The organism is Paenibacillus sp. FSL H7-0331, assembly GCF_001956045.1.
In genome coordinates this window covers 1-25,384 of sequence record NZ_MRTH01000026.1, presented here as the reverse complement: position 1 = coordinate 25,384, position 25,384 = coordinate 1, and the positions used below count along the sequence as shown (strand labels likewise).

Annotated in this window: 23 protein-coding genes; 16 read left to right on the top strand and 7 right to left on the bottom strand. The window is 41.7% G+C overall.

Annotated elements, in window-relative coordinates; translation table 11 throughout:
- Positions 1 to 33: 33 nt before the first annotated feature.
- The gene (gene ylbJ, locus BK127_RS28775; protein ID WP_076235556.1) at positions 34 to 1,281 is read right to left on the bottom strand and encodes a sporulation integral membrane protein YlbJ; all 1,248 of its coding nucleotides are present in this window, start codon (positions 1,279 to 1,281) and stop codon (positions 34 to 36) included.
- Positions 1,282 to 1,663: 382 nt separating this feature from the next.
- On the opposite strand from ylbJ, the gene BK127_RS28770 reads away from it, so the two are divergent.
- Both BK127_RS28770 and BK127_RS28765 read left to right on the top strand, forming a co-directional pair.
- On the top strand, positions 1,664 to 2,062 hold the full coding sequence (locus BK127_RS28770; protein WP_076235555.1) for a globin domain-containing protein: 399 nt from the start codon (positions 1,664 to 1,666) through the stop codon (positions 2,060 to 2,062).
- Between the two features lie 14 nt (positions 2,063 to 2,076).
- Positions 2,077 to 2,775, top strand: a complete 699-nt coding sequence (locus BK127_RS28765; RefSeq protein WP_076235554.1) for a DUF2225 domain-containing protein — start codon at positions 2,077 to 2,079, stop codon at positions 2,773 to 2,775.
- A gap of 71 nt (positions 2,776 to 2,846) precedes the next feature.
- Here BK127_RS28765 and BK127_RS28760 read toward each other — a convergent pair whose 3' ends face one another.
- From BK127_RS28760 to BK127_RS28750, 3 genes are read right to left on the bottom strand one after another with little or no spacing between them, the layout of a single operon-like run.
- Positions 2,847 to 3,944 (bottom strand): GGDEF domain-containing protein, encoded by a 1,098-nt coding sequence (locus BK127_RS28760; RefSeq protein WP_083689676.1) that lies wholly within the window; start codon positions 3,942 to 3,944, stop codon positions 2,847 to 2,849.
- Positions 3,945 to 3,992: 48 nt separating this feature from the next.
- Entirely contained in the window at positions 3,993 to 4,232 is a 240-nt protein-coding gene (locus BK127_RS28755; RefSeq protein ID WP_076235552.1) for a hypothetical protein, read from the bottom strand.
- Positions 4,229 to 4,420 (bottom strand): YycC family protein, encoded by a 192-nt coding sequence (locus BK127_RS28750; protein WP_076235551.1) that lies wholly within the window; start codon positions 4,418 to 4,420, stop codon positions 4,229 to 4,231. Before BK127_RS28750 ends, BK127_RS28755 begins: the two co-directional genes overlap by 4 nt.
- A gap of 158 nt (positions 4,421 to 4,578) precedes the next feature.
- Here BK127_RS28750 and BK127_RS28745 point away from each other — a divergent pair, with 158 nt between their 5' ends.
- A complete protein-coding gene (locus BK127_RS28745; protein WP_076235550.1) occupies positions 4,579 to 6,369 on the top strand; it encodes a M3 family oligoendopeptidase in 1,791 nt (596 codons plus the stop codon).
- A 164-nt stretch (positions 6,370 to 6,533) separates the two neighbouring features.
- Here the strand turns inward: BK127_RS28745 and BK127_RS28740 are convergent, their stop codons facing one another.
- Positions 6,534 to 7,793 (bottom strand): methyl-accepting chemotaxis protein, encoded by a 1,260-nt coding sequence (locus BK127_RS28740; protein ID WP_083689675.1) that lies wholly within the window; start codon positions 7,791 to 7,793, stop codon positions 6,534 to 6,536.
- A 214-nt stretch (positions 7,794 to 8,007) separates the two neighbouring features.
- Here BK127_RS28740 and BK127_RS28735 point away from each other — a divergent pair, with 214 nt between their 5' ends.
- Positions 8,008 to 8,397 (top strand): VOC family protein, encoded by a 390-nt coding sequence (locus BK127_RS28735; protein WP_076235548.1) that lies wholly within the window; start codon positions 8,008 to 8,010, stop codon positions 8,395 to 8,397.
- 171 nt (positions 8,398 to 8,568) lie between these two features.
- Positions 8,569 to 8,952: an NUDIX hydrolase gene (locus BK127_RS28730; RefSeq protein WP_076235547.1), complete on the top strand. Its 384-nt coding sequence runs from the start codon at positions 8,569 to 8,571 to the stop codon at positions 8,950 to 8,952.
- Positions 8,953 to 9,244: 292 nt separating this feature from the next.
- Here the strand turns inward: BK127_RS28730 and BK127_RS28725 are convergent, their stop codons facing one another.
- A complete protein-coding gene (locus BK127_RS28725; protein ID WP_076235546.1) occupies positions 9,245 to 9,430 on the bottom strand; it encodes a hypothetical protein in 186 nt (61 codons plus the stop codon).
- A 102-nt stretch (positions 9,431 to 9,532) separates the two neighbouring features.
- On the opposite strand from BK127_RS28725, the gene BK127_RS28720 reads away from it, so the two are divergent.
- The 10 genes from BK127_RS28720 to BK127_RS28675 all read left to right on the top strand — a co-directional run bounded on the left by BK127_RS28720 (position 9,533) and on the right by BK127_RS28675 (position 24,091).
- Positions 9,533 to 10,564, top strand: coding sequence for a phage tail protein (locus tag BK127_RS28720; RefSeq protein ID WP_076235545.1), 1,032 nt, complete (start codon positions 9,533 to 9,535; stop codon positions 10,562 to 10,564).
- A 216-nt stretch (positions 10,565 to 10,780) separates the two neighbouring features.
- Positions 10,781 to 12,655: a cohesin domain-containing protein gene (locus BK127_RS28715; protein WP_076235544.1), complete on the top strand. Its 1,875-nt coding sequence runs from the start codon at positions 10,781 to 10,783 to the stop codon at positions 12,653 to 12,655.
- Between the two features lie 234 nt (positions 12,656 to 12,889).
- Positions 12,890 to 14,944, top strand: a complete 2,055-nt coding sequence (locus BK127_RS28710) for a hypothetical protein (protein ID WP_076235543.1) — start codon at positions 12,890 to 12,892, stop codon at positions 14,942 to 14,944.
- Positions 14,945 to 15,165: 221 nt separating this feature from the next.
- The gene (locus BK127_RS28705; RefSeq protein ID WP_256711498.1) at positions 15,166 to 17,403 is read left to right on the top strand and encodes an RCC1 domain-containing protein; all 2,238 of its coding nucleotides are present in this window, start codon (positions 15,166 to 15,168) and stop codon (positions 17,401 to 17,403) included.
- Between the two features lie 180 nt (positions 17,404 to 17,583).
- Positions 17,584 to 19,107, top strand: coding sequence for a Kelch repeat-containing protein (locus tag BK127_RS28700; protein WP_083689674.1), 1,524 nt, complete (start codon positions 17,584 to 17,586; stop codon positions 19,105 to 19,107).
- 189 nt (positions 19,108 to 19,296) lie between these two features.
- A complete protein-coding gene (locus BK127_RS28695; RefSeq protein WP_076235540.1) occupies positions 19,297 to 20,814 on the top strand; it encodes a fibronectin type III domain-containing protein in 1,518 nt (505 codons plus the stop codon).
- Between the two features lie 212 nt (positions 20,815 to 21,026).
- On the top strand, positions 21,027 to 22,025 hold the full coding sequence (locus tag BK127_RS28690; protein WP_076235539.1) for a fibronectin type III domain-containing protein: 999 nt from the start codon (positions 21,027 to 21,029) through the stop codon (positions 22,023 to 22,025).
- Between the two features lie 42 nt (positions 22,026 to 22,067).
- Positions 22,068 to 23,348 (top strand): discoidin domain-containing protein, encoded by a 1,281-nt coding sequence (locus BK127_RS28685; protein ID WP_076235538.1) that lies wholly within the window; start codon positions 22,068 to 22,070, stop codon positions 23,346 to 23,348.
- Between the two features lie 156 nt (positions 23,349 to 23,504).
- Positions 23,505 to 23,714, top strand: a complete 210-nt coding sequence (locus tag BK127_RS28680) for a hypothetical protein (protein WP_179097644.1) — start codon at positions 23,505 to 23,507, stop codon at positions 23,712 to 23,714.
- Entirely contained in the window at positions 23,711 to 24,091 is a 381-nt protein-coding gene (locus BK127_RS28675; RefSeq protein WP_083689672.1) for a YhjD family protein, read from the top strand. Before BK127_RS28680 ends, BK127_RS28675 begins: the two co-directional genes overlap by 4 nt.
- A gap of 68 nt (positions 24,092 to 24,159) precedes the next feature.
- On the opposite strand, the gene BK127_RS28670 is transcribed toward BK127_RS28675, so the two are convergent.
- The gene (locus BK127_RS28670) at positions 24,160 to 24,801 is read right to left on the bottom strand and encodes a C40 family peptidase (RefSeq protein ID WP_144026587.1); all 642 of its coding nucleotides are present in this window, start codon (positions 24,799 to 24,801) and stop codon (positions 24,160 to 24,162) included.
- Positions 24,802 to 24,874: 73 nt separating this feature from the next.
- On the opposite strand from BK127_RS28670, the gene BK127_RS28665 reads away from it, so the two are divergent.
- The gene (locus tag BK127_RS28665; RefSeq protein ID WP_179097643.1) at positions 24,875 to 25,201 is read left to right on the top strand and encodes a DUF3139 domain-containing protein; all 327 of its coding nucleotides are present in this window, start codon (positions 24,875 to 24,877) and stop codon (positions 25,199 to 25,201) included.
- Positions 25,202 to 25,384 lie beyond the last annotated feature (183 nt).

The following is a 25,384-nucleotide window of genomic DNA, read 5'->3' as shown; positions in this document are numbered from 1 at the left end:
TAGCCTACCTTCCCGAAATTTTAATTTTATTGGTCATTTTAACCACTTCATACATTGTTTAACCGCAAGATGCAAAGCATAAAACATGAGCAGGCCCAAAAGCACACCTATACACGCTGCTGTTATCCATGTTAGCACAGAACTGGGCTTGGTTGGTAATGAGGTCGATAAACTCATCACAGGCAGCGAGAGGGCCGTGGCTCCACGGTACGACTGCATGGGCTCCCATAACAGAATTACGGCAGTGGCGGCCAATAGCCCATGTATAAGTCTTGCCATAACGAATGGAAAATAGCGCAGATTCGTGTGATGCAGAATCGAGATGATTTGCGCATGCACAGATAGTCCTGCCCAAGAAAGGATAAACGCGGCGATAGCCGCTTTGTGCATTAAACTGATCGGTGCGGGAGCACTACCGGCTGCCTTGGCTCCAAGTGTGACCTCGAATATACCTCCAGCTACCGCTTCGGAAAGTGCGGTTGGCACACCAAATAATTGAAGCACAACATCAATCCCCTTATATACAATCGGCATCACCTGTATGGAGGTCATAATTTCTATGACGACAGCAAAAAACACCACGAGACCACCAATCACCATCACCAACTGTAGAGATGATTGAACAGCCTGCCTCAGCATCTCGCCAAGACTCCTTCCATCAAGCAATCTCGCCCGATGCATCGCTTTAAAGGCGCGGGTTAAGAGGCGAGTCGATGTATGGCTGGCAGTTTGAGGTGCTGGTTCCGTTACCTTCTTGGAAGCTGAACCTCCGTGAAACCTCATCATGAAGCCAACGAGGATAGCAGTACCGTAATGAGCGGTTGCCAAAATAACGGCAAGGCTCACATCATGGAAAAATCCGACGGAAACGGCTCCGATCAGGAAGATGGGATCAGAGGTGGTTGTGAATGCCACAAGCCGTTCCCCCTCTTCACGATTAACCAACCGTTGTTCCCATAGCTGTGAGGTGAGCTTGGCAGCGACCGGATAACCGGCGGCGAAGCCCATAGCCATCACAAAACCGCCTGTCCCAGGAATACGAAACACGGGACGCATGATCGGGTCCAGCAGCATTCCAAAGAAATGGACGATGCCCAGGCCAAGCATCATTTCGGAAACTACAAGAAAAGGAAATAATGCTGGAAACAAAATATCCCACCATATCGATAAACCTTTCAGAGAGGCGTGAAGAGCTTGTGCTGGAAAGAAGAGCATGGAGACCAATAAGCCAACTGCCATTAAGCCAATCCCGTAAGTGAACGCGAAATTGTTAACCTTCATTTAATAACCCTCCCGCTTATGAGGCTGCATCTCTTATCCATATGTAGCCCAATAGGTAGACATGCCTGTAATATGGGGACAAACTATCATAAAAAAAATACAACAGTCAGCTAAATTGCTGAATTTTCAAAAAAAATATGGTACAATTGTACTACTATGAGATTGGGAGCTGATTCTCATGATGAGCATTATCGCTGGAATTCTCGTATGTGCGTTTACTTTTGTAATCAAGGAAACCTTAATGGCTTCCAACGAAGAGGATTTGGAAAGCTAGCCTACTTATGCAGCGGTTCCTTCTTAGGTAACGGATGCTAATTGCCTGGGCATTAGCATCTTTTTTTGTTTGTATATAATGACACCAAATAGATAGGTGAGAAGCGCTATGTCTGAACAACAGGATTCACAACAATCCATGACCCCATATCAAGCCATCGGAGGAGAGGCGACCATTCGCCGTCTTGTGGAAGCCTTTTATCCGTTGGTACAGGCGAATCCTTTAATTGGGCCTTTGTTTCCTGCCCATATTGAACCGGTTATGGAAAAACAGATTTTGTTTTTGACACAATTTTTCGGGGGGCCGCCGCTGTATTCGGATCAATACGGTCATCCTATGATGCGTGCCCGGCACCTGCCTTTTGAAATCACGCCGCAGCGGGCTGAGGCCTGGCTTGGCTGTATGAAGCAGGCGATGGAACAAACGGGAATAAAACCGGAGTTACAGAAATTTATGCTGGAGAGGCTGAACGGGCCTGCCCACCATTTTATAAATACGAATGCATAAAAGGAAGTGTGTTTATGGTTGAACCTTTATTTCAGGTCAAGGTGGATTGTGCTTATTGTGAGAACTCCTTCCAGACATCAAGAGTAAGGCCGAGTTTTAAAAAGGCGACCAAAACGGATACCGATTTTTGTATTCATTACAAAGATACGAATCCCGACTATTACGTCGTCAGGGTTTGTCCTTTTTGCGGTTACGCCAGTACGGAGAATTCGATCACGAAATTTACTGCCGAGCAGCGTCAGGCTGTAGAGGAGCGAATTGTCCATAATTGGGCTTACAAGGACTATGGTACGGAGCGCAGCTGGGAGGATGCAATGTATACGTACAAGCTGGCCTTGGTATGTGCGCAGTTGCGTAATGAAAAGGGACGTGTAATTGCAGGATTGCTCCATCATATTGCCTGGCTGTACCGTTATAAAAACGATGAGCAGCAGGAGAAACGTTTTTTACAATTCGCGCTGGATGCCTACACGAGTGTACTGGAGACTGAAACTGGCGAGTTGAATAATGCCCGGCTTATGTATTTGATTGGAGAATTAAATCGTAGAATGAAGCATTATGGTGAAGCTGTCAAATGGTTTGGAAGAGTTATCAACGATAAACGGATTAATGATGCAGGTATGATCCGTGCATCCCGTGAGCAGTGGATTGTTACAAGAGAGGACATGCTGGCTGATAAGGTCGAGCTTGCCGAGCTTGGAAGTTTGGATTAATCGTAACCGCTGTAAACTATAATTTTATCAAAAAACGCTTTGTGCTCGGGTCTATTATGGAAACCCTGACACTAAGCGTTTTTTGTTGTGATGCCCATGATCGAGGGATGCAGTGTAAAGCGGTTTTTGCCGTCATGCTTGGAAGCATATAGTGCTTCATCGGCTTCGGAAATAATTCGCAGCAGATCTGCCTGCGGATTGAAAGAAACCGAAACCCCGATGGAAATCGTAACGCCTATTCCTTCCTGGCTGTGAGATTGATGTGCAGAGACAGCATGACACAGCTTATGGGCATAAGCGGACAGCTGAGCGTTATCGGTGATATGGCTTAAGACGATAAACTCCTCACCCCCATAACGGGCGGCGTAGTCATGCTCATGAATAATGGAGCTTAATAGCTGTCCAACCTCGCACAACAGGAGATCGCCCTGCAAATGCCCGTATGTATCATTAAAACGTTTGAAATTATCAATATCGATCATCATGATGGAAAGTGGTCGACGTCTGGCTGTATTTTGAGCGATATTCATAAAGCTGCGCAGATTGGGGAGCCCTGTTAATCTATCCTGATTGGCTTGAATCTCCAATCGGTGCTGAAGCACCCAAGTCCGATTATCATCGTTGTACATAGCGATCAACACAATAATCACGAGTGCGAACAGCAGAAGCGGCAGCAGCTGACTGAAATAGTCAACGATATGCGTATTCGTATATAGGTAGCCGCCAAACAGAAACCGGGTCAGACCGAGAATTCCGCAAATCTTGAGACCGTCCATAAAAGGAATTTCAGCATAAGCGGAAGCGCTCTCTTTTTTGTGAAACCATGAACTCACAAGGGCTGGAGCCAACAATTCCTGCAGGATTCGAAGAAAGCTGCTTTCTTCGAAAGGTTCACTCATGAGCAGGAAAATAGCTGGTGGCAGGGTAGAAAGCAATGCGATCATCCAACCAAAGCGAAGACCTGCCATAATAATCGGGATACAATACAGAACAGCCGCAAAAGGATCGCCAAAATGGGGTTGAAGCATAATAATAATGCAGGCCAACCCTGTTAACAATGGAGCGCTCCACAGCTCATAGCGCTCCATAAATAGACGATGCTTTAATTTTAAAGCGGCATAGCTTAAAGCAATCAGTACGCAAGCATCGGTAAAGGCGATAGGGTTCATGCTTATTTACACTCCTGAACAGAGCCGGCAATCGCTTTGAGGGGCTTGTCAGCGTTGATTTCTTAAAGGTTGGTTAGCAAGTAAATAGTCACGATCGGCTCCCACAATCATGAGCTTGTTCAGGCAGCAGGGGAGCACCAGAAGTTTTTTGACGCCGCTGATGAGTTCGGGAAGGTCTTTTCTTTTGAATGGCAGTAATACATTGGATTTACCACAAAGCGGACAGTCTTGAAAGTATACATCCTGCTGGATCAACTCATAAGGCCAAGTATTGAGAAAAGGAATCATGAATGAGGTTCCTGCTTCTTGCTGTCTGCTGCTTCTGAATCAGATGCTGGATCTGGTATTTGCTTGGCAAGCTCGGCCATCTTTTGCAATAAAATATGCTGTGGCATATGCATCAGGTGCTCCAACGGGATATTTAACTGTTTGGCAAGTTTTTGCGCCGTTTCGGCAGAGATCTGTAAAGGTTTCATGCTGCGGTCAACTCCTGTCAATAGATCTATAGTCATCATTTAAACATAACGTACGTAACAATTCAACCAAAATCTGGGGACGGACTATTTTGGCTACAGCCATAAATATGGTTTAATGGTAAAGATACTTCATTTATTAGGAAAGGTGCGATGCTCATATGTTGAAACCGTTACAGCAAACATGGGATTTGGAAACATTTTTCAGTGGAGGCAGCAGTTCAACGGCTTTCTTGGCTTTCTTGGAGGGAATGCGTACCGAGATTACCCAATTAGAGGCTCAGTTGGATGGATTAAAGTCCTTACCGACACCTGTGGATACAACAGCATTGCTGCCGATTCTGGACCTTCTGCAATCCATTGCCAAGAAATTGCGGGAGTCCGACTCTTTTGTAGCTTGCCTTGCTGCCGAGAATCAGGCGGATAAGGCTGCTATTGGCTTGGCCGATCGTGTGAAAACGTCGTATGCGACCTATGCTTCTGTCATGACGCGATTCGATCAGTATTTGGCAGAGATCAGCGAGGTGGATTGGGAAAGGCTGCTGTCGAGTCCAGAGCTTAAGGAAATCGTCTATCCGTTGACAGAACGCCGAGCACTTGCAGCAGAGAAGCTGCCTCCTGAGCAGGAAGCACTGATCAATGATCTGGCTATTGACGGTTATCATGGCTGGGGCGAAGCCTATAACACAACGGTAAGTAAATTTCGCATCAAGTTCGAAGAAAACGGGGATATTCTGGAGCTCTCTGCCGGTCAGGCGGCGAATAAAATGCATCATCCAGATCGTGTCGTACGTCAGCAGTTATTCGGTCTCTGGGAGAAGCAATGGGGCGAGCATGCCGACTATTGCGCCGATGCCCTGAATCATTTGGCTGGATTCCGATTGAAGCTGTATGAGCGCCGCGGCTGGGAAGGTATACATAAAGAACCTCTGTCCATCAACCGGATGTCCAAGAAGACACTGGATGCCATGTGGGGCGTGATTGATAAGAGCAAGGATGTGTTTGTCGAATATTTACAGCGCAAGGCGAAGCTGCTGGGTGTAGAGCGACTGAGCTGGTACGATGTAGAGGCTCCTGTTGGTCAAGGCAGCAAGCATTTCACTTATGACGAAGGTGCGCAGCTGATCGTGGATCAATTTCGACGCTTTAGCCCAAAGCTGGCTGACTTCTCGGCCCAGGCCTTTGACAAGGGATGGATCGAAGCCGAGGATCGGCCGGGCAAAAGACCGGGTGGATTCTGCACCTCCTTCCCGATTGCCGAGCAAACGCGGATTTTCATGACGTATGCGGGCACAGCTTCCAATGTATCCACTCTGGCGCATGAGCTGGGTCATGGCTATCATCAGCATGTGATGAATGATTTGCCGGCGCTGGCGCAGGATTATGCGATGAATGTGGCGGAGACGGCTTCAACGTTTGCTGAGTTGATTGTGTCTGATGCAGCTATGAAAAGCGCCGTTAACGCTGAAGAGCGTCTAACTCTACTTGAGGACAAAATTCAACGCTCGGTAGCCTTTTATATGAATATTCATGCGCGTTTTCTATTTGAAACGAAGTTTTATGAGGAACGCAGTAAGGGCTTGGTCAGCGTTGAGCGGCTTAATGAGCTTATGGTGGAAGCGCAAAAGCAGGGCTACAGGGATTCACTCGCGGAATATCATCCGCATTTTTGGGCGTCCAAGCTGCATTTTTATATTACCGAGGTGCCGTTTTATAACTTCCCATATACCTTTGGCTATATGTTTAGTGCAGGCATTTATGCGGAAGCGGTTCGTCAAGGGGCTGCCTTTGAGGATAAATATGTGGCATTGCTGCGTGATACCGGGAGAATGACCGTGGAGGAGCTTGCGGAGAAACACCTTGGCGTCGATCTGCGACAAGCAGATTTTTGGCAAAATGCAATGGATTTATCTGTTCAGGATGTGCGTGAATTTCTGAAGCTGACAGAATAAATACAAAAAGCCGGGGTGTCTGCACCATATTGTGCGTCACTCCGGCATTTATTGGAACGATCTATAGGCTAATTGCAAGTCAAGCCTGTAAAGGCTTAACCTTCTTGGTATGGATGCCACGGTCAGTAGATATGTAGGGTTTAAATGAGTAACAATCAGGCAGGCTACAGCTTGAAGAGCTGCATCGTTTGCTGTAATTTAGAGACCAGCTTGGTCATTTGCTCCGACTTGTCTACGATCTCTTGAACAGCAACAATTTGCTCGTTCATCGAGGCAGATACTTCCTCCGTTCCGGCAGCGGATTGCTGGGTAATGGCGGAAATGCTTTCCATTGTGCCGGATATGCGTTGTGCGCTGTCCAGCATCATCTGGCTGTCATCCGCAAAGGTGGCAATCTGCTCGGAAATAAAGGTGACACTGCTAACGATGTCGGCAAATATTTTTTCGGTTTCCGTGATCAGTTGAGTTTGTTTGTTAACAATTTCCTCATTTTGTGCAATGTGCGTGAGTGCTTGGTGGATGCCGCCCTCGATCGATTTGACGAGATGGAATACTTCTTTGGTGGACGTAGTGGATTCTTCGGCGAGCTTACGAACCTCCTGTGCAACGACAGCAAACCCTTTGCCATGCTCACCCGCACGAGCTGCTTCGATGGATGCATTCAAGGACAACAGGTTGGTTTGCTCGGCAATTTCGGAAATAGTCCGTGTAATCTGGGAAATTCCATTAGCTTGTTCGGCCAGCTGGTCGATCGTTCTTGACACATTCGCGGTAGCTTCAACGTTGCGTTTCATGCCTGCGCTTTGCGTTTCAACGGCCTGCAGACCATTCTGGACCAAGGCTAACATATGCCCGGACCTTGAATTCATTTCGTGGGTGGAAGCGGTAAAGGTAGTTACCTTATTTTCAATTTCTTTGGTGGATACGGAAATATCAGATATTTCTTCGGATATTTGGTTGGCACCGGAAGCCAGTTCATTGGAAGAAACAGCAACTTGCTCAAGGATATTTTTCAAGTTTTCATTTTTGAAAAAAATATCTCGGCTGGAATCGAATACATGCTTCGACATACTACCGGTATCCTGTAAAATTTCGCGAAGTCGTTCCATCATTTTATTAAAAGCAGTTCCAAGCTCACCGAGCGCATCATCGGACTGTACTTCTACCTTTTGGGAGAAATCGCCTTTGGAGATGCTGAGTGCGACGCGTGAGATGTTGTTAATCGGTTCTGTAAGCGTTCTCTCAAACCAGTTGATAAAAGGAAAGCTTAGCCCGATCATTACAATTAAGAAGATAACACCCATAATTAAGCTTTTTTGTGATTCCAAGCTAATGATCAGAAGTGCAATGGAGTAAACAGCCACCAGCAGGTAGCAGCCGAACTGAAGTTTCTTTTTAAACGATAAGCCCTGTAACCAATTCATTAGCATATCTCCTTCAGATGTTAATATCTTACTTACGAGCAAATTATATCATCCAAAAGTAACAGGGTCTATACTTCAAATCAATTCCAGCGTAAAAAACAGAGGTAACTGTCGAAAATAGTTCTTTTGTCGTATTTGAAGGTTGCCAAATTGTGATAATAATCGATATAGTAACGTAAAGCAAGTAAATGCTAAGTGAAGAGGAGACGATGAAATGATTGCCTATGAAGGAATACATCATGTTAGCCTTGTTATCCGTGATTTGGAGCGCTCGAAAGCTTTTTATACAGAGGTTCTCGGTCTGAAGGAGCTGGAACGGCCGCCGTTTGATTTTGAGGGGGCATGGTTTGCGGTTGCAGATGGCGGGCAGCAGCTGCACCTGATTGTTCATCAAGGACAAACGCTGCGGGATGGGAAAATAGACTCAAGAGATGGGCATTTGGCCTTGCGTGTCAGCAGCTATGAGGGCACAAGAAAGTGGTTGGAGGAGAAGGGGATTCCCTGTGATGCTCGCCCTCATGCCAAAGCAGGGTTCCCGCAGATCTATATATTGGATCCGGATTGCAATATTATCGAGCTAAATGCCGATGTTTATGACGGGTAAGGGAGATTGGGTAGGAGTCAAGAGGGGGATATTTGTCGGTTTTTGTTGTATGCTGACGACATGTGGGTAATAAATGTATAAATGTAAAATATTGTTGATTAATTCGTGAATCCTTCATATAATAGGACTGCAGCACCACGCTGACAACACCGATTAGGTAGGAGGATGTTAATGATTTTAGAAAATGTGACTTTGGCAAGGCAGATTGATATCGTGTTTCGGGAAATTAAGGAGGAGTTGGCTCTTCTCACTTCAGGAACGGTCTTTGTCCAAATTCGCAACAATGTTATTGGGAAATTTGGAGTTAGGGCGTTCCCTTTAGAGAGCAAGGGGAACCAAATGCAGAAGATGGAGCTGGGATTGTCGGAGGAGGAGCTTCAAACATTTCGGCATACCGCAATGGAATCGTTAAAGCTCAAACGCTGGACGCACGGTGAAATTTCGTTCGAATTTGCCATGCGCCAAAACAAGCTGTGCACGAGTGTTGCATTCGAGTCCAATTACAATATGTCCAACCTGATGGAAGAATTGAATCCGAACAAGAAAAAGGATTAAGCTAGCTCTTTAGATAGAAAGCTTGGCCACGATTTCGTATATATCATACAGCACTTTATTTATTTTTTATTCGTATTCCTTATTCGGGCTTTCTTAGAAATCGTTGAACCGCTGACAGCTGCTGTTGGTGGTTTTTTTTGACCGTATTTATGGTTAAATTCTTTTGTCGTTTCACCTAATGGAATTATAACTAAGTGTAATTAATATGAACATGACTAAAACCCTCTTTCCTTAGATTGAGGGTTTTTCCTTTGCATGGGGCATGAATCAATCGCTTGGAAAAGAACTTTGCTTATTTGAAAAAACTGCTAATAACCCCAATTAACCATAAAATTAAGGGTCCAATAATTATAAACCCAATTATTACTGCAATAAATTTAAGAGGAGTTGATATTCCTCTTTGCTCGTTAATTGTATCTAATTTTTGGTTTATTTTCTTAAGTTCAACAAGTATTTCTTTGTTCAATTCTTCCGACATTGCCTTTTAATCCCCCTTTTACAGCCTTGAACTCTTACTTCCACAGGTACGTATGCAGGTAGAATTAACTCGGATTCAACTTATGGAGCAAGTGGAACGAAAATGAAATTCGATTTTACAGGAACTAAATTAAATATTCGAACTTGGTTAGCCTCAGGAAACAGTTACAACTTAAAAATAGACAATATAGATAAAGGGAGTTTCAGTGGAAACAATACGGCAACCTATGGAGTAAGTTATGTCGACAGTTCCATGTATGATGGTAGGCACAGCGTAGAAATTACTACTACTAGCAGCACTCTTTACGTTGACACCATAGATATTAGTAGTACTGGACAAATACTTCCTTTCACAGGAATTACAGCATTGCCTTCAGTTCCATTGAATTTAGCTGCGCAAGCATTAGATGGAGGTATAGAACTGTCTTGGGGAACTGTAACAGGAGCAACTGGTTATAGCCTAAAGCGTTCCACGACAGCAGGTGGCCCTTATAGCACCGTTGCTAGTAATGTCTACGTGTCGCCATATTCTGACACCTCGGTTACAAATGGTACCACTTACTACTATGTGGTTACAGCCTTAAATGCATTTGGAGAAAGTGTTATCTCTAACGAAGCATCAGCCACTCCTATGGGATCAAAAAGAGTCATTCTAACAACGACCATGACTAATGGTGATACGTTTGAATACAACCTTAGTAAAACGGAATTAACCACTTTCCTTAACTGGTATGATACCAAAGCAGCAGTCGCAGGTCCGGTCAAGTATACATTTACGAATCAGCACTTGAAGGGTTCTTTCTTAGCTCGCAAAAACAGCCTAATCTTCGACAAGATTATAAAATTCAAATACGATGAGTATAGTGTTAGCGGCATCGGAACACCTACTGAAGTAGCAGAAGTGACTGCTGGAACTGCTTTAAGTATTACCTTAACAGACGGTAAGGTAGAGGAGTTTATCCTATCTGCGGCTGACTATAATGCTTTCGTTGCTTGGCATGATGCAAAATCCGCTGGTACGGGTCCAGCACGTTACACATTTGAAAACCCACTGAAAAAAGGGCCTTTCATAGCCAGGCACGAAGTCGTGATATTTGATAAGATTTCTTCCTATGATTCCGAAGATTTTAACTAATGTCTTAATTAGAATTGAAAGATCAATATAACGGATAGCCTTCTTCCTTCGGGATCGAAGGCTTTTTTTTAGTTTCCAATACTTTACAAAATAGTTACCGTTTTCAACCCTTAAATTACAATAAAAGGAAATATAAATTTAGACAATCTATGAAATACCTTGTAATCTATTATTTGTCTTATACATAATAAATTGGAAGATAAGGGAGAGATTTGTTTGAAGAAGTGTTTGTCCTTTTTGTTGTTTACAGTAATTTTTATTTTAATGGTTCCAATTTCTTCTGTTTTTGCGGCATCAGATTATTCTGGGGGGCTTCTATCCGGAAAAATTGGTTATTATGAAAGTTCTATTTCAGGTGCTCCGAATGATAATAATGAGTCGACTTTTCAGTCTTTCGGATCTTCACTGGCTTATTGGAAAGTAGACTTCCCTGGAACGGTTCAAGTTGATAAAATTAGGATTAAGACTTCTGGTGGCGCAGGAGGATACATTAAGTTGTACGATAGCTCATTAGCCCAGATTTATGGTAGTACGGTTGGGACACAAGATGGTTCATTAATCACGCTACCGAAAGCTGTAAAAGGGGTGAAAAGAATAACGGTTGAACAGAATAGTGGAGCGTTTACACTATTTGAAATTCAATTATATGGAACAACAGATTATCCGGAGATTCCAATAGGTGTAACAACAACCACAGGAAATTCGCAAGTCAATCTTAATTGGAATTCCGTTATGGGGGCAACTGGCTACAACATTAAACGCTCCATTACAGCAGGTGGTCCTTACTCCACAATTGCCAGCAGCGTTGCAGGATTATCCTATACCGATACAACCGTTACGAACGGCATAACCTACTATTACGTAGTTTCTGCAGTCAATGCGGCCGGCGAAAGCACCAACTCTACTCAAGTCTCTGCTACGCCACAAGCACCACTACCAGCGACACCAATCAACCTAACTGGACAAGCTGGTAACTCACAAGTCAGCTTGTCATGGAGCATCTCGGCAATGGCAACGGGATATAACATTAAAAGATCAACGACCAATGGTGGACCCTACACCACGATTTCAAGCAGCACTGCAACAGCTACATATTCGGACATTTCTGTAGTCAATGGAACTACTTACTATTATGTCGTGTCGGCAATAAATGCTGCTGGAGAGAGCGCAAATTCTAATCAAGTAGCAGTTACACCGCAAGCGCCATTGCCAGCAGCACCAACAACACCCATACTCACAGCTCAATCTGGCAATGCTCAAAATACGTTGACTTGGACAGCTTCCTCAGGGGCTACAAGCTATGATGTTAAACGCTCGACAACTCCAACTGGCCCGTACACAACAATAACGAGCAGCGTATATTCGAATGTATACTCGACCTATACTGACACTTCAGTAGTCAACGGTACAACCTACTATTATGTAGTGTCCGCTTCCAATGCAGGTGGATCGAGTGTCAATTCCAACGAAGTTTCATTAACACCACAAGCCCTTGAACCAACATTGAATATTGTGATTACGGAAGAAAAGGTGAAAGTTGGCCAAGAATTTACAGCCAATGTTGAACTGAAGAATGTGGCAAATATTTATGCAGAAGACTTTACGGTGAAGTACGATAATACAAAGTTTGATTATCTGGGATTCGAGTCGGTCACCGGCTATCAAGTCTACAATCAACCGACAGATCAAAACGGCACCCTTCGATTTATCATTGCGAGTCAAGGTGTGAACTATGGAATTACAGGCGAGAAGACATTTGTAAAGCTTAAGCTTCGGGCTAAGGCAGTAGGGGTTGGCAAAGTAGACGCACTCAAATGTCGAATTGCAGACATTGATCACGAATTTGACTTAGGAGACCCTTTATGCGGAGAGGATACAGTCACCGTCGAGAACCAGGACGTGAATAGAAGCGGAGAGTATACGCTTTTGGATTTAGCAATTGACGGATACTATTATGGTCAGCTCGCCTCAAACGCCAATCCAGCCATATATACGGCTGATCAAGCTGGCGACGAGTATGTAAACAATGATGACCTTATCTTTATTGTTAAGCAAATGCTGCTCAACACCAATTATGCACCTAATTTGTAGTTAACTTTTGAGACTAACAAAATATAAACCTACTCCATAACCTCAAGCTAAGCCCTCTTCCTTCGGGATCGAGGGCTTTTTCGCTATCCTAACTCTACAAAATCATTACCGTTTTCAAACCTATAATTACAATATATGGTTTTTAATGTTTAGACAATCCATGGAATATATTGTAATCTGTAATCTATCAATTGCTAGATACATAAAAAAATGGTATTTAAGGGAGGGATCTGTTTGAAGAGGTATATTTTAAGTTTATTTGCATTTGTATTGTTAACAATACTTGGGGCATCAAGCATATTTGCTCAAGGAAATAATTTTTATTTTAAATTAGAAATGTTGTCTGGCTATGATGTAAATGATACTCAGATATCTGAAGTGGAATTTTATTATGCAGGAGCTAAAATTGATAAAGCAAATTTGTCTATTGTAAGTAATTCAGTTATGGATACAGCTTTAATCTGGCAGCCTGATAAGTTGATTGATGGAACCACATTGGGATATCCTTCGGGAAGAGGGGCCGATTTTGCGGGCACCTATCCTAAATATGTTATCATCAAAAGTAAACAAGTTTTTGACTCGGTCAAAATATATAATGATAGCCAAGGATCATATGCTGCTAAAGATGTTGTGTTGTACAGTCTAACTTCTAATAGCGATCCATTGAGAAGTGATGTAAAGTGGGATCAATTTGCAACTTATACATTTGCATCGGGATTATCTAACCATTTGTTTAACTTAACAAATATCGCGCCAACTGTCCCGACAAACTTGGTAGCAACTTCGGGTAATAATCAGGCAGTTTTATCATGGAATTTGATAACAGGCACAACGGGATATAATATCTATAGGTCAAATACAATCAATGGAATGTATGCTAAAATTTCTGCTGGTGTGAATTCGAATTTTTATTTAGATTCTTCTATACTCAATGGCGTGGAGTATTATTATGTTGTTACTGCAATAAATTCAGCAAGTGAAAGTGGAGATTCCAATAAAGCTTATGCATTTCCTCAAACCCCTTCAGATCAATATACTGCGAATATTATCCCAGTTATGACAACCAATAATTCCTCAGGTGGTATAGCGACTGCTAGTGATGAGTATTCAGGATTACCTGCATGGAAAGCTTTTGATGGTAAAAAAGCATATTGGGACGGCACGAGCTATAGGGCATGGGGTACATACTCATCGTCAGGCTGGCTGGCTTACGAGTTTCCTACACCAAAAACTATTGTGAAATATGTACTGGATTTCGGTACTTATTCTAACCTTACATATGCTGGTGATGCACCAAAAAAATGGACGTTTGAAGGAACGAATGATAATTCTAATTGGACAATATTAGATTCACGTAGCAATATAACCCAATGGGTCACAGGAGATTCAAAGATATTTACATTTGATAACAGTACCGCTTATAAAAAATACAGAATTAATATCATTGAACACAATGGTTCAACAGGAAAGAACGTCAATTTAGATATTCACGAATTAGAGATGATGGAGGCCGTACCTTCAATACCCACAATAACAAATTTGATCGCTGCAGGAGGAGATACACAGGTATATCTATCTTGGTCTGCCGTAACCGGAGCAACTGGATACAATATCAAGCGTTCCACAACAGCTGGAGGACCATACACAACAGTTGCCAGCAACGTTTACGGCTCACCTTATACGGATGCAACAGTCACTACCGGTACAACCTACTATTATGTAGTTACAGCCGTCAATGATGGTGGAGAGAGTGGTAATTCAAACGAAGCCTCAGCAACTCCTATTGGCCCATCAAGTAGAGTTATTCTTACAACTACCATGACTAATGGAGATACTTTTGAATATAACATTAGCCAAACGGAGTTAACTGCTTTCCTCAATTGGTATGATACTAAAGCAACAGGCACAGGTCCGGCGAAATATACATTTACAAATCAGCACCTGAAAGGTTCTTTCTTAGCTCGTAAAAACAGTCTGATCTTCGATAAAATCTTAAAATTTAATTACGATGAGTACAGCATTAGCGGCAGTGGAACACCTACTGAAGTAGCTGAAATTACTGCAGGTACTGCTTTGAGCATTACTCTAACAGACGGCAAGGTAGAGGAGTTTATCCTGTCTGCAGCTGATTATAATGCTTTCGTTGCTTGGCATGATGCAAAATCCGGTGGTACGGGTCCAGCACGTTACACATTTGAGAATCCGTTGAAAAAAGGTCCTTTCTTAGCCCGGCATGAAGTCGTGATTTTTGATAAGATTTCTTCCTATGATTCCGAAGATTTTAACTAATACCTAAATTAGAATAGAATAAGAAATAAAGGAAAGGCTCTCTTCCCTCGGGATTGAGAGCTTCTTTCGTTTCTAAGACTTTACAAAACCATCACCTCTTATAAACTTTAATTACAATAAAAGGAAATATAAGTTTGGACAATCCATGGAATATATTATAATCTACTATTTGTCTTATACATAATAAATTGGAAGATAAGGGAGAGGTTTGTTTGAAGAAAATGTTGGTTTTATTTTTTGCTTTGATGATGGTGAGTATGGTTTCCATAATTTCTTCCGCATCTGCAGAAGATAAGTATTCAGAAAATCTTATTCCTGTAATGACTTCTGCTACAACACCATCTGGAAAAGTGACTTCAAGTAGCGCTTATTCAAGTACCCCCACGTGGAAAGGATTTGATGGAAACAAAAATTATTATGTTAATTCAGAAAAAGGTTATGAAGCATGGGGTGCACCTACAGCGACAGGTTGGCTTGCTTACGAGTTTCCCGCGCAGAAAACAATCTCTAAATATGTAATATCTTACGGGAAAACAGTAGCTAATGGCTATAATAATGGAATGAATCCTAAGGATTGGACATTTGAAGGTTCTAATAATGGGACTAACTGGGTTGTTTTAGATACCCAATCTAATATTACAAGCTGGACTGAAGACGAAGAGAAGAGCTTTGTTTTTGACAATAATACCCCTTACAAAATATACAGAATAAACATATCAGCAAATAACGGTTCACTGAATACTAATGTTAAAGTTACTGTCCATGAACTTGGTATGATGGAAAAATTGCAACCGAGCACTCCGGCTTTGACAGCAGTTGGAGGCGATGCAAAAATTGATCTTTCCTGGGCACCAACATCCGGAGCAACAGGCTATAACATCAAACGTTCTACAATATCCGGAGGACCGTACACAACAGTTGCAAGCAACGTTTACGGCTCGCCTTATATCGATACGACTGTTACAAACGGTATTACCTATTATTACATAGTGACAGGACTTAACGAGAGAGGAGAAAGTGGTTACTCAAATGAAGCATCTGCCACGCCAACTTCTAAAATCAAGGTTAATTTGATTGACGCTGGGGGAGATTCATTCATTGTTTTGAAACCAAATGGAACAGTCTGGACAGGGGGAAACAGTGCGATTACTCAAGTTAAAGGAACTGGAGGTATTGGATATCTAACGGATATAAAATCAGTTTCTGGAGGATTTTTGCAAAATGCCGTAGTGAAATCTGATGGAACTGTATGGGCATGGGGACAAAATCTTTTCGGTGAACTGGGAGACGGAACGACTATTACAAGAAATACACCCGTTCAGGTTGTAGGTCCTGGAGGGGTAGGTTACCTAGACGGAGTTGCCGCAATTGATTCGTCAGTATACTTTAACGCCGCTTTAAAGTCAGATGGGACTGTCTGGACATGGGGACAGAATTTGACCGGTCAGTTGGGTGCTGTATCTCCGAATCGTTATAATCCCATTCAAGTCCAAGGAGCAGGCGGTATAGGCTTTTTAACTGATGTAGTAGCGATAGCTGTTGGTTCCAAACATGTGCTAGCTTTAAAACAAGACGGAACGGTATGGTCTTGGGGGGATTATTGGGAGGGCCAACTCGGAGATGGTTCTCCAATTGGCAGTAACAACCAAGGGAAAAGCCGACCGGCACAGGTAAAAAATGTAGGTGGCATTGGCTATCTTACAGATGTAGTCGCAATTTCCGCCGGTGGTGATCATTCAATGGCGTTGAAAAGTGATGGTACTGTCTATGCCTGGGGAAATAATAGTTTCTATACCCTTGGAGATGGAACTATTATTAGAAGCTCGACGCCAGTTCAAGTAAAAGGTGTAAATGGAGTTGGAAATCTCTCAGATGTAGTTGGCATTGCAGCTAGTTCTAGCCATTCACTTATTGTGAAATCTGATGGTACTGTATGGTCATGGGGATATAACGCTAATGGTCAACTAGGTGCTGGATCAACGGTTTCGATGGCGATGTATCCTTTACAAGTTAAAGGAGCCTTGGGAGAGGGCTATCTGTCAGATATTATTATAGTCGCTGCAAGCAATAATAAAAATGTTGCTTTAAAATCCGATGGATCTGTCTATTGTTGGGGGGGGACGGCTGCTACTACTTGTGGACAACCTACTCCCATTAAAAACGTTCCAGTAAAAATACCGAATCTGGACCTGCTCTCACCGAGTGCTCCTTTTAACTTGGTTACTTCTGAAATTACGGCATCTAGCACAAGACTTTCATGGAACGCAAATCCCTCTGCAGAAGGTGTTGTAACTTATGAAATTTATAAAGGAGACGTTGTGATAGGCAGCACGGAATCAACTACTTTTGTTGTAGATAATTTAGAGCCTAACACGAACTATACATTCACTATTAAAGCAATAGATGCATCAGGTAATACATCGATTAAGAGCAATGTGGTAAATGTGAGCACTTTGTAATACTATTCTGCACAAGACATAGCAAAGCCCTCAATCCTTCGGGATTGAGGGCTTTTTCCATTTCCATGACTTTACAAAGCCATTACCGTTCACAAACCTAAAATTACAATAAAAGGGAATAAAAGTTTAGACATACCATGGAATATATTGTAATCTATCAAATGTTGGATACATAAAAATATGGAAATTAAGGGAGAGATTTGTTTGAGAAGAATTAAGTTATTGACTATGTTGGTTTTGATGGTGTTTATGGCACTTTCGATGGTGGTGCCAGCATTTGCGGCTGGAGATGTATGGGTTCAGAAAGCAGATATACCAACAGCAAGTGGACATTTATTAGGTTCTGGATTTGATGGGAAAGTATACGTAATGGGTGGGCAATTTGGTACAGCACCAGCTATTACATATTCAACTTTAACTTACATGTTTGACCCTGTTCTGAACACATGGGCTTCGAAAAAAAATATGCCTTACTCAGCTTCATATACCAATGCGCTGACAGTTAATGGGAAGATTTATGTAATAGGCGGACAATCAGGAGTTAACGAATTAGGATTTAGTAATCGTGTCCAAGTCTACGACCCCTCCACAGATAACTGGACGGTAAAGACAAATATGCCGACAGGAAGGCATTCACTTGGATTGGCAGAGGTTGGCGGGAAAATTTATGCTATCGGCGGTACAACTCAATATAGTACTACAGGAGGAATAAAGGTTGAAGTTTACGATACTTCAACTGACACTTGGACGACAAAAACGGATTTGTCGACAGCAAGATATCATTTTGGCACGGCGGTAGTTAATGGGAAAATATACCTTATCGGTGGTGCAAAGGGGCCATCAGCTAGTTCAACAAACGAAGTTATAGCTTATGACCCTGTCACAGATACTTACTCAACGAAAGCTAGCCTTCCAATCAATTCTTTAACATATCTTACTGCTTCTGCGACTGCAATGAATGGGAAAATTTATGTGGCTGGAGGAGCTTCAGGAACTTCCACACTATATGAATACGATCCTCTATTAGATACTTGGACTAATAAAGCAAATATGCCTGAGGTTAAAGGCTTTCAAGCAACTGTTAGTGTTAATGGTAAATTGTATGTAATAAGTGGATATAACGGGACTGGGAATACGTATAGCCCCACTGTATATGAATATACACCTTCATTAACAGTACCTGTGGCTCCAATAAACCTCGCAGCAACCGCTGGTAACGCTCAAGTAACACTAAATTGGACAACAGTTGACGGAGCAACAGGCTACAACATCAAGCGCTCCACAACGGCAGGTGGTCCTTACACCACAATAGCCAGCAACGTCTACGGTTCGCCGTACACGGACACCACAGTTACAAACGGAACTAAATACTACTACGTAGTCACAGCCTTGAACTCAAGCGGAGAGAGTGGGAATTCAAACGAGGCATCAGCTACGCCTCAAGGAACAGTAACACCACCTACAGGCAACAGGGCACTACTTGTTATCACCCTTGTTAGTGGCCTTGAAAAAGAATACGATCTATCAATAACCGAAGTAAACAGCTTCACAACCTGGTACGCTGCTCGCGCTGCTGGGACTGGACCTGAGGTCTACACGATCAATAAATCGTTCAACAAAGCCAGCTTTCTAACGCGTAAGGATAATATCGCATTTAATAAGATTGAGCTATACGAAGTTAATGAGTATACACCTGCTCCATAAAATACAGCAAAGCCCTCGCTCCTTCGAATTGAGGGCTTTTTTTGTTTTTCATGACATTACAGAATCATCACCGCTTTCAATCCTTTAATTACATTAAATGGGATTATAAGTTTAGACAATCCATGGAATATATTGTAATCTACTATTTGTCTTATACATAATAAATTGGAATATAAGGGAGAGATTTGTTTGAAGTATTTTTCAGTTCTAATTTTTGCAATAATTACATGTTTATTGGTTCCTGTTTCATCTGTTTTTGCTGCACCCATTCCAGGGAATATACTGATTGATTCCTACTATGGAATTATTGAAACACCAGATACCCCCTATTCGGTGACATATAGTAATTTAATTTCAGCTGGGAAAACTGATGTTGACGGCAACGATTCCACAACAAATAATATCAGCTCTACGTATTGGTATTACGTTAAAGTGAGTAACACACCGACCACAATAACCAGTATAAGATACTATGCTTCACAAGCTGTAACTTTAGCTTTTTATGATGGAACTAGTAATACAAGGTTATTTACATATACAATTGCTGCAAATGATCCTTCATATCATTCAATAAATGTACCAAACGTAAAAATTGTAGCCACTCATGTAAATACTTCAGGAACATTAAGAGAGTGGTATGTTTCGAATGTTGTTCAAATACCTTCCGTGCCTTTAGGGTTAAGTGCAGCACCAAGCAATGCACAAATCGACTTATCTTGGACAAATGTAACTGGAGCTACCGGCTACAACGTAAAACGTTCTACAACAGCAGGCGGTCCCTATACCACAGTTGCAAGTAATGTTGCGGGATCGCCATATACCGACACAACTGTTACCAACGGTACTACCTATTATTATGTAATTTCAGCCGTTAATAACGCAGGAGAAGGCGCCAGCTCAAACGAAGCTTCTGCAAAACCCACAGCACCTGTAGTTCCAGCACCCGATGCTCCTATAAATCTAATAGCAGTAGCTGGTAATGCCCAAGTCAACCTTACATGGCCTACAGTAACCGGAGCTACCGGCTACAATATCAAGCGTTCGACGACACCAAGCGGGCCTTATACCACAGTTGCCAATAACGTTTATGGTTCGCCCTACACCGACACTGCAGTCACCAACGGCATAACTTACTACTACGTAGTAACAGCTCTCGACGCGAGTGGTGAGAGTGGAAACTCAAACGAAGCTTCAGCTACTCCCATGGGAACAAGCAGAATAATACTTACTACAACAATGACGAATGGCGATACATTTGAATACAACCTCAGCCAAACGGAGTTAACCACGTTCCTTGCTTGGTTTGACGCCAAAGCAGCAGGTACAGGACCAGCAAAATATTCATTTACGAATCAACACCTGAAAGGCTCTTTCTTAGCTCGAAAAAACAGCCTGATCTTCGACAAGATTTTAAAATTCAATTACGATGAGTATAGTATTAGCGGCAGCGGAACACCTACTGAAGTAGCAGAAGTGACTGCTGGAACTGCTTTAAGTATTACCTTAACAGACGGCAAGGTAGAGGAGTTTATCCTCTCTGCAGCTGACTATAATGCTTTCGTTGCTTGGCATGATGCAAAATCCGCTGGTACGGGTCCAGCTCGTTACACATTTGAAAATCCGTTGAAAAAAGGTCCATTCTTAGCTAGGCATGAAGTCGTGATATTTGATAAGATTTCTTCCTATGATTCCGAAGATTTTAACTAATGTTTTAATTAGAATTGAATGAGAAATAAAGGAAAAGCTCTCTTCCTTCGGGACTGAGGCTTTTTTCGTTTCCATGACTTTACAAATTCATTACCGTTTACAAGCCTATAATTACAATAATTGGGATTATAAGTTTAGACAATCCATGGAATATCTTGTAATCTATCAAATGTTGAATTAATAAAAATTTGGTAGATAAGGGAGAGATTTTCTTGAAAAGCTTTTTATCTGTTTTTTTGCTCGCCGCAGTATTATTTTTGATTGTCCCATTTTCATCTGTTTTTGCCTATCCTGGTGGTTTGCTGGATGGAAAGCCAATGAATATAACCAATTTATCAAACACAACATCTGTTCCTACAACAATAGATAGCACAACAATGCTTCTTACAGATAACAATGAATCAACTTCAGTTACTGGAGGATTCGGCAGATACACATGGTACGAATTTCAAAGTGATCAAACAATCTCTTCTTACAAATATAAGGACGACAATAGCAGGTGTTCCTTAAGATTTTTTGATGCTAATGGTACACAAATTGGGACAACTTTTACTGCTACAGGAGATGGTGTACAACATAATATATCTACGGTCAAAACTGGAGTAAGAAAGGTTGTTTGCGTAAATTCAACGACGAACATTTTCAATGAATTTGATGTGTTCCCTGGTGTGGTTGGATCTAACCCACTGCCTCAAAATCCAAGTTTAGTAGCTGCTTCAGAAAATGCTAAAATCGTTCTTTCATGGCCCACTGTTAGTGGAGCCACTGGATATAACATCAAACGTTCCACAACTGCCGGTGGCCCTTACACAACGGTTGCCAGCAACGTTTACGCTTCTCCTTACACAGATACTACCGTTACTAACGGCACAACCTATTATTACGTGGTTACAGCCTTAAATGCAGGTGGAGAGAGCGGTAATTCAAATGAAGCTTCAGCTACACCACAAGGAACAGTAACGCCACCTACAGGCAACAGGGCCTTACTGGTTATTACCCTCGTCAGCGGTCTTGAAAAAGAATACGATCTATCCATGACCGAAGTAAACAGCTTCACAACCTGGTATGCTGCACGAGCAGCTGGGACTGGGGCAGAAGTCTATACGATCAATAAATCGTTCAACAAAGCGAGCTTCCTAACACGCAAGGATAATATCGCATTTAATAAGATCGAATTATATGAAGTTAATGAGTATACCCCGGCACCATAAGTATTACATCCCAAATATATGCACATTAAAGGAGCAATTATAGTGAAATCAATAATAACAAAATCACTAGTTTTGTTAAGCTTAGTTGGTACATCGTTACCATTCACAGTTGTAGGTGCTGAAGCGGCAATACAAACTGAATTAACTTTTCAAGTTCCCATGAATACATACTGCGGTCCAAATAACCCCATTGAGTTTTCTTTTGAATTTGTTAATACAAAGGATACCTCGGCTAATGTTACTTTGCACTTATATAAAAAGGATGGAACAGAATTTACATCAACCGGAACTTCGTATGATGGGATCGAATCTACAGTGACACCGGGTACCATCTCTACCCTTACTAAGAATGCAGCGGGATTGTATCATATTAATTATGGAAGCCAGCAGAGTTGTTCGGAACGAGTGTATTCAGGAAAATTAGTATCCGAATCTGGAACTTCTACTATTCTAGCGAGAGGTTGGGTAGATAGTAAGCATGGTACGGAGAGAGTCATTGTTAAAGATGACCTGGGTACATCTCGTCCGCCTGCTGACACAACTGCGCCCGCTGCCGTGATGAACCTGACTGCTGGAAGCCCGACTTTAACTTCTATCACTTTAAACTGGACTGCTCCAGGTAACGATGGAACGGTAGGAACGGCTACTTACTACGATATTCGTTACAGTACCTCGCCCATAACTGAAGCCAATTGGGCAATCGCAACACAAGTAAGTGGTGAGCCTGCTCCTGCTATTGCTGGTAACAATCAATCTATGGAGATCACAGGATTAAACCCAAATACAACTTATTATTTTGCAATTAAAACAAGTGATGAAATTCCTAATATTTCAGTCATATCGAATAGCCCTAATGCTAAAACATTAGCTCAGACTTATTCTGTTGACTTGACTGATGGATTGCCTTCCTCTGCATTCTCCAGCAGTACCAATTGGAGCACACAAGGTCCTGAAAAAGCATTTAATAATGTGTGGAATGCTGGTAATGATGTCAATGCATACTTTACAAGCTCAGGCCATCTTACTAATGAATGGATTAAGGTTGATTTTGGCAGCGAAAAGGCTATTGCGAAATTGCGTTATCAAGCAGCTATATTTGATAACTACCGTGTAGGAATGAAAAACTTTAAAGTACAAGCGTCATCAGATAACACATCATGGATAGATCAGTATACAGGAATAGCATTACCAAACTCATCGATTCAAGAGTTTGCCTGGACTCCTACAAATAGTTTCAAATATTGGAGAATATATTTAATAGACAATCATGGAAATGGAAATTATTTCGGTATTTCTGAAATGGAAATGATGGCAGCACAGTAAAATTGTAACCCACTAGCTATTGCTGGTGGGTATTTTCATCTGTATTCAATTACATTGAAGAAACGACCTAAAAAATACCTCTTGAAATGGGGATATACGTTCGCTTATCATGGATATAATAAGAATATATGTTCGTATAATTTGGAGGTGTTTGCTTTGGAAAAGGAAATCATAAAGCACATCGGCAAAACTATTGAGATCATTTACTTAGGTGCGGAAGGACTAATCACTCAGCGGCTTATCGAAGTCAGGTCCGTCAAATCAGGTAATGTGAATGCCTATTGCCTGCAAAGGAAAGCGCTGCGGGTATTCAGGATCTACAACATACTCGCGGTACAACCGGCAGCAGGGAGAGTGATAGCGTGACGACTGTACAAAAACCCACCGAAGAAGAACAGGAAATGATACTCAACTCGCTGCTGCTGCCCATGATGCTTACCATGATAGAGAAGAACGGCAAGGAATTCGAACTATCCACCAACATGTTGCGCAGGTATTACATTGCTGCAGCACAGATCCTAATGAATCGAATTCATGCCGAAATGGTCAAAAATAAAAATGAGCTCAGGTCCAGACAAATCAAGGTCTTCGAAGATAACCGCATGGATGATGACTTGCACTATAAATATATTTGCCGCGGCTATGAGTATCCGTTTTCTGTTATGCGCGATGTAGTGAGATCGAGGATCAGTATTATGATGGGTGAGTACGTGCAAGGATTGCTGATTAAAATGAAGGAGTGAGGGACATAGATCTATTATGAAATATAATAACCCACTCATAATTGAGTGGGTTTAAGTAAATTATTTGATTATACCGTAAACGAGCCTTGATAATAAAAATATACACTGCCTGTGAAACTGGAAGGATATATAATTGTGGTAGTGCTAGGATTCAGACTTTTCCCTGTCATATCGTATCCTTCACCATAAAAAAATGCTTGCCAGAGAAATTTGGAGCAATAGTTCGGATCCATTACACTTAATTTTGCAAATTCAATACCATATGATTTTGCATAAGAATAATTATATTTCGCCCAGGCTGCAGCGTTTTCTCCGGAAGCATTTTTGTATTTATAAACTTGAATTGTTTCACCTGCTCCATGCCTGTTCATATAGGTCTCTAAAGTATCACCAATTCCTCCATTGGCACCCGGCGTTACGTGATAAATAAGATAATCGGGACCTACTATCCCAACATGTCCTACAATTTGTGTTGAACCTCCAAAAGTTTTACTTGAGTAAAGAACGTCCCCCACATGCATTACAGGCGAGGCGCTGATACTGCTTGTGCCACTGATACTGAACTCAGGGTTGTTATTAGGGACGAAATTAGGGTAAATGGGCGCTTCATTTGTTGGTGCTGCCTGTGCTGACATGGGGACAATGAAAATAATTAATGCTAAAGCAATTACTAACAGTCGTGAAAATCTAGTTATCATCTCTACTATCATCTCTCCTTTATTTTGATATAATAGTAATATAATCCAAATATTAGTAAAAATCAACTAAAAAAGGGTGAAAAATGTGAAAAATGTAATAATTTGTATATTATCTATTATTCTAGTATTGTCCCTAAGCATTTACGGTTATATTGAATTTCAAGTTAATAGACTAGAAAAGGACCTGAAGAATTATCTCATTAATGAAAAACAGTATAAGGATTCCGATATCGTAAGCATTGAAGGGCACTATGGAAAAATGCCTAAATACGCGATAAATGTCGTATTTAAAGATGAACCCAATAATGTGTACATATATACAGATAGAGGTGTAGGGACATGGGTTCAAATAGGACCGAGTGCTACGGATTTAAATCAAGGTAAAATATATAAACATAAAGAAGTGAAATAAATAGAAATGATATCCAATAAAACTGAGGGACAGGTATGAAAGACTCTTGTCGGCCTAAAGAAAGCAGGATACGTCAGACTGTCTAACAATTACTCATAAATCTTTGTTGTTGGCATGGAAATGAATGGTCTTTGTCGAATCTCTATATAAAAGGAGATGAGCGTTTATGCCTTTTATCAAAGG

Bases quoted from the DNA above. Each gene is read 5' to 3' on its own strand.
- BK127_RS28705 (WP_256711498.1), top strand. From the start codon at position 15,166: ATGTTGGTTTTATTTTTTGCTTTGATGATGGTGAGTATGGTTTCCATA.
- BK127_RS28770 (WP_076235555.1), top strand. From the start codon at position 1,664: ATGTCTGAACAACAGGATTCACAACAATCCATGACCCCATATCAAGCC.
- BK127_RS28735 (WP_076235548.1), top strand. From the start codon at position 8,008: ATGATTGCCTATGAAGGAATACATCATGTTAGCCTTGTTATCCGTGAT.
- BK127_RS28740 (WP_083689675.1), bottom strand. From the start codon at position 7,793: ATGAATTGGTTACAGGGCTTATCGTTTAAAAAGAAACTTCAGTTCGGC.
- BK127_RS28670 (WP_144026587.1), bottom strand. From the start codon at position 24,801: ATGATAGTAGAGATGATAACTAGATTTTCACGACTGTTAGTAATTGCT.
- BK127_RS28755 (WP_076235552.1), bottom strand. From the start codon at position 4,232: ATGATTCCTTTTCTCAATACTTGGCCTTATGAGTTGATCCAGCAGGAT.
- ylbJ (WP_076235556.1), bottom strand. From the start codon at position 1,281: ATGAAGGTTAACAATTTCGCGTTCACTTACGGGATTGGCTTAATGGCA.
- BK127_RS28700 (WP_083689674.1), top strand. From the start codon at position 17,584: ATGGAAATTAAGGGAGAGATTTGTTTGAGAAGAATTAAGTTATTGACT.
- BK127_RS28765 (WP_076235554.1), top strand. From the start codon at position 2,077: ATGGTTGAACCTTTATTTCAGGTCAAGGTGGATTGTGCTTATTGTGAG.
- BK127_RS28760 (WP_083689676.1), bottom strand. From the start codon at position 3,944: ATGAACCCTATCGCCTTTACCGATGCTTGCGTACTGATTGCTTTAAGC.
- BK127_RS28750 (WP_076235551.1), bottom strand. From the start codon at position 4,420: ATGAAACCTTTACAGATCTCTGCCGAAACGGCGCAAAAACTTGCCAAA.
- BK127_RS28725 (WP_076235546.1), bottom strand. From the start codon at position 9,430: ATGTCGGAAGAATTGAACAAAGAAATACTTGTTGAACTTAAGAAAATA.
- BK127_RS28720 (WP_076235545.1), top strand. From the start codon at position 9,533: ATGAAATTCGATTTTACAGGAACTAAATTAAATATTCGAACTTGGTTA.
- BK127_RS28730 (WP_076235547.1), top strand. From the start codon at position 8,569: ATGATTTTAGAAAATGTGACTTTGGCAAGGCAGATTGATATCGTGTTT.
- BK127_RS28745 (WP_076235550.1), top strand. From the start codon at position 4,579: ATGTTGAAACCGTTACAGCAAACATGGGATTTGGAAACATTTTTCAGT.